Genomic DNA, 13,043 nt, shown 5'->3' with positions numbered 1-13,043 from the left:
GTGATGGTCGCGGTCCGTACGGCGGACGTGACGTTGACGGATGGTGTGTCGGTCGCGGCGGTCAATGGTCCGGACAACATTGTGTTGGCTGGTGTTGAGGCTGAGGTTCTGGCGGCGGTGGGTGACCGTGAGTACAAGCGTCTTGCGGTGTCGCACGCGTTCCATTCACCGTTGATGGATCCGATGCTGGATGACTTCCGGGAGGCGATTGCCGGGATCGCGTTCCACGAGCCGGTGATTCCGTTGGTGAAGGACGTGACTGACCTGGAGTACTGGGTACGGCATGTTCGGGACACCGTGCGTTTCGCCGACGATGTCGCTGCGACAGGTGCGGACACGTTCCTGGAGATCGGCCCCGATGGGACGCTGTCGGCGTTGGTGGACGGGATTCCCTCGCTGCGCAAGGACCGGGACGAGCCGACGGCGTTCCTGACCGGTCTCGCCAGACTTCATGTCACGGGCCGCGCGGTGGACTGGGCGCCGCTGTTCGCCGGCGCGCACCGTGTCGACCTGCCCACCTACGCCTTCCAACGCGACCGGTACTGGCTGCCGTCGGGCGACCAGAAGGCCACCACCGGACTCGCCGCCACCGGGCATCCGCTGCTCGGTACGGCCATCCGGGTCGCGGGCGGCGACCAGGTGGTGCTCACCGGCACCGTGTCCACCCACACCCACCCCTGGCTGGCCGACCACACGGTGTCCGGCCAGATCCTGCTGCCCGGCGCGGCCGTCGCCGACCTGGTGGTGCGCGCCGGTGACGAGGTCGGAGCGGGCACCGTGGCGGAGCTGACGCTGCTCGCCCCGCTGGTCCTCGACGGAGACGTCTCGATGCAGGTCGTCGTCGACGCGCCCGGCGCCGACGGCCGCCGCGCGGTCGGCGTGTACGCCACCGGTCGCGACGGCGCGTGGGACCGCTACGCCGAGGGTGTGCTCGACCAGAACCCGCCGGCACGTCCCGGCTTCGACCGGCCGACGGCCGGCGACCCGGTCGACCTCACCGGCTGGTACGACGACCTGGACACCCGGGGCCACGGGTACGGCCCGGCGTTCCGGGGCGTGCGTGCCGCCCGGCGGCTCGGCTCCGACGTGATCACCGAGGTCGCACTGCCGGAAGGACTCGACCACACGGGGTTCGGCATCCACCCGGCGCTGCTGGACGCCGCGTCGCAGGCCATGCACCTGTTGCCCGGCCACGACCGGGAGACCCGACTGCCGTTCTCCTGGACCGGGTTGTCGCTGGCCGCCACCGGAGCCACCCGCCTGCTCGTGCGGATCACCCCCGACGGCGAGAACGTCCGCCTCGTCGCCCACGACCCCGCCGGCGCCCCCGTACTGTCCGTCGACGCCGTGGTGACCCGCCCGGTGCCGGCAGGCCGCACGGGTGGTCACGAGCACCTGCACCGCGTGCGATGGGTCCCGGTGACCGCCGGAGCCGGTGACCGCGAGGACGTCGAGTTCGCGCGGGCACCCGACGTCTACTCCGCACTGGAACTGGTGCGGAACTGGCTGGCGAGCGGGAACGCCCGACTCGTCGTGGTGACCACCGGCGCGGTCGACGCGACCGGCTCGGACACCGTCGACCTGACCGCCGCTCCCGTGTGGGGGCTCGTGCGCTCGGCCATCACGGAACACCCGGACCGGTTCGCGCTCGCCGACCTCCCCGCGGGCCTGCCCGTCGAACGTGTGGCGGACGCCATCCGAGGGGCCGTCGCGGCGGGCGAGACCCAACTGGCGGTCCGCGACGGTCTCCTCGTGCCCCGACTCACCCCGGCGGGCCAGGCCGAGCCGGCCGGGTGGCCGCTCGACCCCGACGGCACCGTGCTCGTCACCGGCGGGACCGGTGGTCTCGGCGCGGTCCTCGCCCGGCACCTGGTGACCGAACACGGCGTCCGTCACCTCGTGCTGACCAGCCGCCGGGGGCTCGCCGCGCCCGGTGCCGTGAGGCTGCGCGACGAGCTGACCGAGGCGGGCGCGAACGTCACGGTCGCGGCCTGTGACGTGACGGACCGGGCAGCGCTGGCCGCGCTGCTCGCGGGGATCGACCGCCGGTTGACCGCGGTCGTGCACGCGGCCGGGGTCCTCGACGACGGCGTGATCGAATCGCTGACGCCCCAACGCCTGCGGGCTGTCATGGCGCCGAAGGCGGACGCGGCGTGGCTGCTGCACGAGCTCACCGAGGGCATCGACCTGGCCGCGTTCGTGTTGTTCTCGTCGGTCGCGGCGACCCTGGGGGCCGCCGGCCAGGGCAACTACGCGGCGGCCAACGCCTACCTGGAGGCGCTGGCGCACCACCGCCACGCCGAGGGGTTGCCGGCGCACGCGCTGGGCTGGGGCCTGTGGGCCAGGGCGAGCGGGCTGACCGAGAACCTCGCCGACACCGACCTGGCACGGCTGGCCAGGGACGGTGTGGTCGCCCTGGCCTCGGAGGAGGGTGTGGCGTTGTTCGACGCCGCGCTTCGCCGGACCGAACCGGTGCTGGTGCCCGCCAGGATCGACCGGGCCCGGCTGTCACCGGCGACCGCGCCCACTGTCCTGAGAGGACTCATCCGTGGGGTCGCGCGGCGGGACGCGGCGCCGACGTCGTCCTGGCGGACCCGGTTGTCCACGACGCCCGCCGGTGAACGAGAACTTCTCGTCACCGCGCTGGTGCGTGAGCACGCGGCCGCCGTCCTCGGCGTCGACGCCGCCGCCGGTGTGGCCACCCCGTTCAAGGAGGTCGGGTTCGACTCGCTCACCGCGATCGAACTGCGCAACCGGCTCGCCGCGGAACTGGGGCTGCGCCTGCCCTCCACGGTCGTCTTCGACCACCCGACCCCGGCCGCGCTCGCGAAGTTCCTGGTGGCCGAACTGGTCGGCGCCGACACCGACGTGGCCGTGCCGGACCGGGTGACGCGCCACGACCCAGGCGACGATCCGGTCGTGATCGTCGGCATGAGCTGTCGCTACCCCGGCGGTGTCGAGTCGCCGGAGGACCTGTGGCGGCTGGTGTTCTCGGGCACCGACGGGACCTCGGGGTTCCCCACCGACCGGGGCTGGGACCTCGACGCGCTGTCCGCGGACGAGTCCACCGTCGGGCGGGGCGGTTTCCTCGACGGGGCAGGAGACTTCGACCCGGTGTTCTTCGGGATCTCACCGGGTGAGGCGCTGGTGATGGACCCGCAGCAACGGCTGCTGCTCGAGACGTCGTGGGAGGCACTCGAACGTGCCGGCGTCGACCCGACGTCGTTACGTGGCACCAGAACAGGTGTCTTCGCCGGGGTCATGCACCACGACTACGCCACCCGCGACGCGCGGGTTCCCGACGAGCTCGCCGGGTACCTGAGCACCGGCTCGGCGGGCAGCGTGGTCTCCGGTCGGATCGCCTACGTCCTCGGCTTGGAGGGGCCCGCGGTCACCGTCGACACGGCGTGCTCGTCGTCGCTGGTGGCGCTGCACTGGGCGATGCAGGCACTGCGGTCCGGTGACTGCGATCTCGCTCTGGCGGGCGGTGTGACCGTGATGGCCACCCCGACCGCGTTCGTCGAGTTCTCCCGCGCGGGCGGGCTGTCCCCGGACGGTCGCTGCAAGGCGTTCTCCGACACCGCCGACGGGGTCGCCTGGTCCGAGGGCGTCGGCATGCTGGCACTGGCCAGGCGGTCCGACGCCATCCGTGACGGGCTGCCGATCCTGGCGGTGGTGCGGGGTAGCGCGGTCAACTCCGACGGCGCCTCCAACGGGCTGACCGCGCCGAACGGGCCGTCGCAGCAGCGGGTCATCCGCGCCGCGCTCGCGTCGGCCGGTCTGTCCACCGCCGACGTCGACGTGGTCGAGGCACACGGCACGGGCACGTCGCTCGGTGACCCGATCGAGGCGCAGGCCCTGCTCGCCACCTACGGCCACGGCCGGGACACGCCGCTGCTGCTCGGATCGTTGAAGTCCAACGTCGGTCACACCCAGGCCGCTGCCGGGGTCGGCGGTGTGATCAAGATGGTGCTGGCCATGCGGCACGGGATCGTGCCGGCGACGCTGTACGCGGAGAGGCCGTCGTCGCATGTGGACTGGTCGGCGGGTTCGGTCGAGCTGGTCACGGAGAACCGGGAATGGTCGGCCGACCGACCGAGGCGGGCGGCGGTGTCGTCCTTCGGGATCAGTGGCACGAACGCGCATGTGATCCTGGAAGCCGCGCCGGAGCCGGCCGTGCCGGAGCGTCCCGACGCGCCCGCCGGCCCACTGGTGTTGTCCGCGAGGACCCCCGCCGCGCTGGCCGCGCAGGCGGAGCGGTTGCTGGCGTATCTGCCGGGGGAGGCGCCTGGTGATGTCGGGTTCTCCTTGGCTCTCACGCGGGCTGCGTTGGAGCATCGGGCGGTCGTGGTGGGCAACCACGAGGCGGGGCTGGCGGCGTTGGCCGCCGGTCGGGAGTCGGCGGATGTGGTGGTCGGTACCGCGTCCACTGGCCGAGTGGTGTTCGTTTTCCCTGGTCAGGGTTCGCAGTGGGTGGGGATGGCGGATCGGTTGTTGGTGGAGTCCCCGGTGTTCGCCAAGCGTTTCGCGGAGTGCGCCGCCGCGTTGAGGTCCTTCGTGGATTGGGACCCGTACGACCCGCCGGGTTTGGAGCGGGTGGATGTGGTGCAGCCGTTGTTGTGGGCGGTGATGGTGTCGTTGGCGGAGGTGTGGCGGCACTATGGGGTTGTTCCTGCGGCGGTGGTGGGTCATTCGCAGGGTGAGATCGCGGCGGCGTGTGTCGCTGGTGTGTTGTCTGTTGAGGACGCGGCTCGGGTTGTGGCTGTGCGTTCGCGGGTCATTGGTCGTGAGTTGGCTGGGCGAGGTGGGATGCTGTCGGTCGCCCTGCCCGCCAGTGAGGTCACCGCGCGCCTGGGAACCTACGTCGGCAGGCTCTGGTTGGCGGCGGTCAACGGCCCCGGCTCGGCGGTCGTGTCCGGCGACCCCGACGCGTTGGCCGAACTGCGGGCCGAGTGCGAGGCCAGAGGCGTTCGCGCGAAGCAGGTCGCGGTCGACTACGCCTCGCACAGCGCGCACGTCGACACCATCCGAGCCGAACTCGTGGCCGAACTGGCCGACCTCCGCCCGAGGCCAGGAGAGATCCCGCTCTACTCCACCGTCCAGGCCGAACGGATCAATCCGGCCCGCATGGACGCCGGGTACTGGGTGACGAACCTGCGCGAGACGGTGCGGTTCGAGGAGACGGTCAAGGTGCTCGCCGGTGACGGCCACGACGTGTTCGTCGAGGTGAGTCCGCATCCGGTGCTCACGATGGGTCTGAGCGAGACGGTCGACGTCCCGGTGCTCGGCACGCTCCGCCACGACGAAGGCGGGCTGGACCAGTTCCTGGCGTCGGTCACTCGGGCGTGGACCGCCGGTGTCGCGGTCGACTGGCACACCGTGTTCCCGACCGGGCGCCGCGTCGAGCTACCCACCTATCCGTTCCAACGCCAGCGCTACTGGCTGCCCGCCGGCACCCGAACCGGAGACGTCGGCGGCGCGGGACTGTCCGCCGCGGGACATCCGCTGCTGGGCGCGGCACTGCGGGTCGGCGGCGGCGAGCAGACGGTACTCACCGGACGGCTCTCGACTCGCGCCCAGCCATGGCTGGCCGACCACGTCGTCGCTGGCGCGACGCTGTTGCCCGCGGCGGCGTTCGTCGACCTGGTGGTGCGTGCGGGCGACGAGGTCGGCGCCGGGACCGTCGAGGAACTGACCTTGCTGGCGCCGCTCACGCTCAACGGCGACGTGCCCGTGCAGGTGGTGGTCGACCCGCCGGACGAGACCGGGCGGCGGACGTTCGCCGTGCACGCGGACACCGACGGCGACCGGACCCGGCACGCCGAGGGCGTGCTCGCCCCCGGTGTGCCGGCACTGCCCGCCCTGGAGTGGCCATCGGACGCCGAACCCGTCGACCTGACCGACTGGTACGCCGGACGCGCGGCCCACGGTTTCGCCTACGGCCCGGCGTTCCAGGGTCTGCGGTCCGCGTGGCGGGCCGGCGAGGACGTGCTGGCCGAGGTGGCGCTGCCCGACGACTGCGACGCCGACGGGTATGGCCTGCACCCGGCACTGCTGGACGCCGCGCTGCACGCGGCACAGCTGCTGGCCGACCCCGAGGACGACCTGCGACTGCCGTTCGCGTGGACCGGCGTGTCGCTGGCCGCGTCCGGCGCGACCCGGCTGCGGGTTCGCGTCACGCCACGAGGCGACGGGTTCGGCCTCGTCGCGCACGATCCGGCCGGGCAACCCGTGCTGGCCGTCGAGAAGCTGGTGACCGCGGCCGTGACCGAGCGGCCCACCGGCTCCGATCACCTGTACCGGGTGACGTGGTCGCCCGCGCTGAGCGCCGCCGTCACGGACGACGACACGCGCTTCACCGACGTGTCCGATGTGCACACGGCGCTGACGGTGGTGCGGGACTGGCTCGCGACCGGGGACTCCCGGCTCGTCGTGGTGACCCGCGGGGCGGTCGACGCCACCGGAACCGACCCGGTCGACCTGACCGCCGCGCCTGTCTGGGGCCTCGTCCGGTCCGCACAGCTCGAACACCCGGACCGGCTGGCACTGCTCGACATCGACGGCGACATCGACATCGCCGGCGACCTGCCCTCCGAGGACGTGCGCGCCGCGCTCGCCGCCGGCGAGACCCAGCTCGCCATCCGCGACGGCCGGGTCCTCGCGGCCCGGCTCACCAGGGTGGGACCGGAACCCGCCGGACAGCCGGTCCTCGACCCGGACGGCACCGTGCTGATCACCGGCGGCACCGGGACACTCGGCGCGCTGCTGGCCAGGCACCTGGTGACCACGCACGGTGTGCGGCACCTCGTGCTCACCAGCAGGAAAGGCCTCGCGGCCCCCGGCGCGGCCGGGTTGGTCGCCGAGTTGGGTGAACTGGGCGCGCGGACCGACGTGGTCGCCTGCGACGTGGCCGACCGGGAGGCGGTCGCCGCGCTGCTGTCCCGGCTGCCGGCGCCGCTCACCGCGGTCGTGCACGCCGCCGGGGTGCTCGACGACGGCGTGGTCACCTCGCTGACCCCCGACCGCCTCGCCACGGTGATGGCGCCGAAGGCCGACGCCGCCAGGCACCTGCACGAGCTGACCGAGGGCATGGATCTGGCCGCGTTCGTGCTGTTCTCGTCGGTGGCCGGCACCTTCGGCTCCGCGGGTCAGGCGAACTACGCCGCCGCCAACGCCTACCTCGACGCGCTGGCCACGTACCGCCGCGCGTCCGGACTGGCGGGACTGTCGCTCGCCTGGGGCTTCTGGGCCGACCGCAGCGGAATGACCGAACACCTCGACGACGGTGACGTGCACCGCCTCGGTCGCGACGGGATCGTCGGGCTGTCCGCGGCCGAGGGGCTGGCGTTGTTCGATGCCGCCATCGCCCGTACCGAGCCGGTGCTCGTGCCCGTCCGGGTCGACCGCGCCAGGCTCGCCCACGCTCCCGCGCTGCTGCGCCACCTGGTGCGCGGACCGGCGCGGCGCACCGCCTCGGACGGCGGATCCACCTGGCGCGACCGGCTCGCCGGACTGCCTGAGGCGGAACGGGAACGACTGCTCACCGGCCTGGTCGGCGACCACGTCACGGTCGTGCTCGGCCACGGCTCCCCGAACGGCACGACTCCTTTCAGGGAACTGGGTTTCGACTCGCTCACCGCGATCGAACTGCGCAACCGGCTCGCCACGGCCGTCGGCGTGCGGCTGCCCGCCACGCTGGTCTTCGACTACCCGACCCCGGCCGCGCTCGCCCGGTTCCTCGACGGCGAGCTGGGCGGCAGGACCACGCGCGTGACGGTCACCGACCGGGTCGCGCCCTCGCCCGACGACGACCCCGTGGTGATCGTCGGGATGAGCTGCCGCTACCCCGGCGGCGTCGAAACCCCGGAGGACCTGTGGCGCCTGGTGGCCACCGGCGGCGAGACCGTCGGCGACTTCCCCGCCGACCGAGGCTGGGACCTCGACGCCCTGTTCGCCGGCGCCGACGAGGACGCGTCGGGAACCTCCTACGTCAGCAGGGGAGGTTTCCTCGACGGCCCGGGTGACTTCGACCCGGTGTTCTTCGGGATCACTCCCGGCGAGGCGCTGGTGATGGACCCCCAGCAGCGGCTGTTGCTCGAAACCGCCTGGGAGGCGCTGGAATCCGGCGGCATCGACCCGACGTCGCTACGGGGCAGCAGAACCGGTGTCTTCGCCGGGGTCATGTACAACGACTACAGCGGCAACCGCGAGCGGGTTCCCCGGGAGCTGGAGGGCTACCTGAGCACGGCGTGGGCGGGCAGTGTCGCGTCCGGCCGGATCGCCTACGTGCTCGGGCTGGAAGGGCCCGCTGTCAGTGTCGACACGGCGTGCTCGTCGTCGCTGGTCGCCCTGCACTGGGCTCTGCAGGCCCTGCGGGCGGGGGAGTGTGACCTGGCGCTCGCCGGCGGGGTCGCGATCATGTCGACGCCACAGGTGTTCGTCGAGTTCTCCCGCCAGCGCGGGCTCGCGCCGGACGGCCGCTCGAAGCCGTTCTCCGACGACGCGGACGGTGTCGGGTGGTCCGAGGGCGTCGGCATGCTCACCCTGGAACGGTTGTCTGACGCGCGACGCAACGGGCATCCGGTGCTGGCGGTGGTGCGGGGTTCGGCGGTCAACTCCGACGGCGCGTCGAACGGCCTGTCCGCGCCCAACGGTCCGTCGCAGCAGCGGGTGATCATGGCGGCGCTCGCGTCGGCCGGGCTGTCCACCACGGACGTCGACGTGGTCGAGGCGCACGGCACCGGAACCACTCTTGGCGACCCGATCGAGGCACAGGCCCTGCTGGCCACCTACGGCCAGGACCGCGACACCCCGCTGCTGCTCGGCTCGCTCAAGTCGAACATCGGGCACGCGCAGGCCGCGGCCGGGGTCGGCGGCGTGATCAAGATGGTGGCGGCCATGAGCCACGGCGTGGTGCCCGCGTCACTGCACGTCGGCCGTCCGTCGACCAAGGTGGACTGGGCGGCGGGGGCGGTCGACCTGGTCACCGAGGGCCGGGCCTGGCCGGAACGGGACCGGCCGCGCCGTTCGGCGGTGTCGTCGTTCGGGCTCAGCGGCACGAACGCGCACGTGATCCTCGAGCAGGGCCCCGAACCCACGCCGGGGAACACGGACCACTCGGAACCAGAGCACGCGGGACCCGCGCCGTGGGTGTTGTCCGCGAGGACCCCCGCCGCGCTGGCCGCGCAGGCGCGGCGGTTGCTGGGGAGTCTGCCGGAACAGGCGCCTGGTGATGTGGGGTTCTCGCTGGCTCTTACGCGGGCCGCGTTGGAGCATCGGGCGGTCGTCGTGGGCAACCACGAGGCGGGGCTGGCGGCGTTGGCCGTTGGTCGGGAGTCGGCGGATGTGGTGGTCGGTACCGCGTCCACTGGCCGAGTGGTGTTCGTGTTCCCTGGTCAGGGTTCGCAGTGGGTGGGGATGGCGGATCGGCTGGTCGCGGAGTCCCCGGTGTTCGCCAAGCGTTTCGCGGAGTGCGCCGCCGCGTTGAGGTCGTTCGTGGACTGGGACCCGTACGACCCGCCGGGGTTGGAGCGGGTGGATGTGGTGCAGCCGTTGTTGTGGGCGGTGATGGTGTCGTTGGCTGCGGTGTGGCGGGGTTACGGGGTTGTTCCTGCGGCGGTGGTGGGGCATTCGCAGGGTGAGATCGCGGCGGCGTGTGTTGCTGGTGTGTTGTCTGTTGAGGACGCGGCTCGGGTTGTGGCGATCCGTTCGCGGGTCATTGGTCGTGAGTTGGCTGGGCGAGGTGGGATGCTGTCGGTCGCCCTGCCCGCCGCCGATGCGGCGCTACGACTGGAGAAGTTCGACGGGCGGGTGTCGGTCGCCGCGGTCAACGGCCCGGCGTCGGTCGTCGTGTCCGGCGACCCGGACGCCTTGGACGAGCTGGTGGCCCAGTGCCACGCCGACGGTGTCCGCGCGAAGCGGATCGCGGTCGACTACGCGTCGCACAGCGCGCACGTCGACACCATCGCCGAAGAGCTGACCGAGGTCCTGGCCGGGATCCGGCCGAGGACAGGGGAGATCCCGCTCCACTCCACCGTGTACGCGGCCCACGTCGACGGCACCGCCATGGACGCCGGGTACTGGGTGAGGAACCTGCGCGAGACGGTGCGGTTCGAGGAGACGGTCAAGGTGCTCGCCGGTGACGGGCACGACGTGTTCGTCGAGGTGAGTCCGCATCCGGTGCTCACGATGGGTCTGAGCGAGACGGTCGACGTCCCGGTGTTGGACACGCTCCGTGATGGCGAGGGTGGGCTGGACCGGTTCGTGGCGTCGGTCGCCCGGGCGTGGACCGCCGGTGTCGCGGTCGACTGGCACACGGTGTTCCCGACAGGACGTGGTGTCCCGCTGCCCACCTACGCGTTCGAGCACACGTCGTACTGGCTGCCGGTCGGCTCGCCCGGCGCGGGCCCCCACACGGCGGGGCACGCCGTTCTCGACACGGTGGTCCCCGTGGCGGGCAGTGAACAGCTCGTCATGACCGGCAGGCTCTCGACCCGAGCGCAGCCGTGGCTCGCCGACCACGTCGTGACCAACGAGGTGATGCTGCCCGGCGCGGCGTTCGCGGACCTGGTGGTGCGCGCGGGCGACGAGGTCGGCGCGGCCTCGATCGAGGAGCTGACGCTCCTGGCGCCGCTGGTGCTCACCGGCGAACTGAGTGTCCAGGTGGTCGTCGAGGAACCAGGCGAGGACGGGCGACGCGCGTTCGCCGTGCACGCCAGGCAGGCACGCGGCGACGGCACGTGGGTCCGGCACGCGGTCGGGGTGCTCTCGCCCGACACCGTGCCGGTGCCGGAGTTCGCGTGGCCCACCGACGCCGAACCCGTCGACCTGACCGGCTGGTACGAACAACTCGCCGACCGAGGTTACGCCTACGGCCCGGCGTTCCAGGGCCTGCGCGCGGCGTGGCGTGCCGGTGACGAGGTCGTCGCCGACATCGAGCTGCCGGAAGGCCTTGCCACGGAAGGGTTCGGCCTCCACCCGGCGCTGTTCGACGCCGCGCTGCACAGCGTTCTGCTGACCGGGCCCGGCGACGAGGCACGGTTGGCGTTCTCGTGGACCGACGTGTCGCTGGCCGCGACCGGCGCCACCCGGCTGCGGGTGCGCGTCACCCCGGACGAGACCGGCGAGCGGGTGCGGGTCGTCGCGCACGACCCGGCGGGCGCACCGGTGCTGGTGGTCGGCGCGCTGGCGACCCAGCCGGTGGTGGTCGGCCGCGCCGCCACCGACGGCCTGCACCGGGTCCGGTGGCTGCCCGCGGCCAGCGCCCCCGCCACCGGGACCTGGCGGGTGCTCGGCGCCGACGGTTTCCGGCTGGACGACACCTACCGCGACACCAGCCTCGCCGACCTGGTCGCCAGGGGCGTCCCGGACACCGTGTTCGCCGCGGTGTCCGACGCGGACCACGCACTGGACCTGGTGCGGAACTGGCTCGTCGCCGCGGAGACCCGGCTGGTGCTCGTCACCAGGGGCGCCGTGGACGCGACCGGTTCGGACGACCTGGACCTGGCCGCCGCCCCGGTGTGGGGGCTGGTGCGCTCGGCGCAGATCGAGCACCCGGACCAGTTCGCGCTCCTCGACCTGGTGGGAGAGCTGCCCGTCGAGCGTGTGCTGGCCGCACTCGCGGCCGGGCAGGAGCAGATCGCCGTCCGCGACGGTGCGGTGTTCGCACCCCGACTCGTGCCGGCCGGGCCCGCACCCGAGCCGGAACGGACGCTCGACCCGGCCGGCACCGTGCTGGTGACCGGCGGCACCGGGGCGCTCGGCGCTCTGGTCGCCCGCCACCTGGTGACCGAACACGGGATCCGGAACCTGGTGCTCACCAGCCGCCGGGGACCCGAGGCCCCCGGTGCGGCCGACCTGGTGGCCGAGCTGACCGGGCTCGGCGTGACCGTCGACGTGGTCGCCTGTGACATGGCCGACCGGGCAGCGGTGGCCGGCCTGCTCGCGCGGCTACGAGTGCCACTGACCGGCGTGGTGCACACGGCCGGGGTGGTCGACGACGGCGTGATCGAGTCCCTGACGCCGCAGCGCCTGCGCACCGTCATGGGCCCCAAGGCGGACGCGGCCTGGCACCTGCACGAGCTGACCCGCGACCTGGACCTCGCCGCGTTCGTCCTGTTCTCGTCGGTCGCCGGCACGTTCGGGGGCGCGGGCCGGGGCAACTACGCCGCGGCGAACGCCTACCTCGACGCGCTGGCGACCCATCGGCGTGGCGCCGGGCTGCCCGGCCAGTCGCTGGCCTGGGGACTGTGGAACGAACGCGCCGGCATGCTGCGGCACCTGGCCAACGGCGACGAGGAGCGGATGACCCGCGACGGGATGGCGGGCATGGCGCCGAATGAGGCGTTGGCGCTGTTCGACGCGGCGCTCGGTCGCCCCGAGCCGGCGTTGGTGACCATGCGGATCGACCGCGCCCGCCTGACCGCGACGTCCGCGCCCGCGTTGCTGCGGCACCTGGTGGCGACCCCCGCGCGTCGCGGTGTCGCGGCGGCCGCCGCCGGCGCCGCGTGGACCGACCGGCTCGCCGTGCTGCCGAAGCTGGAAGGCGACCGGCTGCTGACCGAGCTGGTCCGCGACCACGTGGCCGCGGTACTCGGGCACGGCGACCCCTCCGGCGAGGCCCCGTTCAAGGAGCTGGGGTTCGACTCGGTCACCGCGATCGAGCTGCGCAACCGGCTGGCGTCGGCCGTCGGACTGCGGCTGCCGGCCACGGTCATCTTCGACTACCCGACGGCCGACGCGCTGGCCGAGTTCCTGCGGTCGCGGCTGGTGCCCGACAGTGACATCGACCCTGTGACGCGGCTGCTCCAGCAACTCGACGGCCTGGAGGAGGCATTGTCCGCGCTTCCACCGGACTCCGGCGTCGGCGCCCGGCTCACCGCCCTGTCCCGCCGCTACACCGGCACCGCCACGTCGCTCGACTCGTCCGAGGACGTCGCCGACCGCCTCCACGAGGCGTCCGACGACGACCTGTTCGAGTTCATGGACACCAACTTCGGAAAGTAGGCACCGCTCTGATCTAGGGAAATCCGCGCGAGCGGGCA

1 protein-coding gene is annotated in these 13,043 nt (G+C 73.0%); it reads left to right on the top strand.

The annotated features are described in order from the left end of the window. On the top strand, positions 1-13,005 hold a 13,005-nt coding region (locus BLA60_RS45125; protein WP_425427124.1), incomplete at its 5' end, for an SDR family NAD(P)-dependent oxidoreductase. Positions 13,006-13,043 lie beyond the last annotated feature (38 nt).

Source organism: Actinophytocola xinjiangensis (assembly GCF_001921215.1).
Classification (GTDB): domain Bacteria; phylum Actinomycetota; class Actinomycetes; order Mycobacteriales; family Pseudonocardiaceae; genus Actinophytocola; species Actinophytocola xinjiangensis.
Note: the sequence above shows the minus strand (reverse complement) of the source record. Positions and strands in the feature narration are given on the sequence as shown.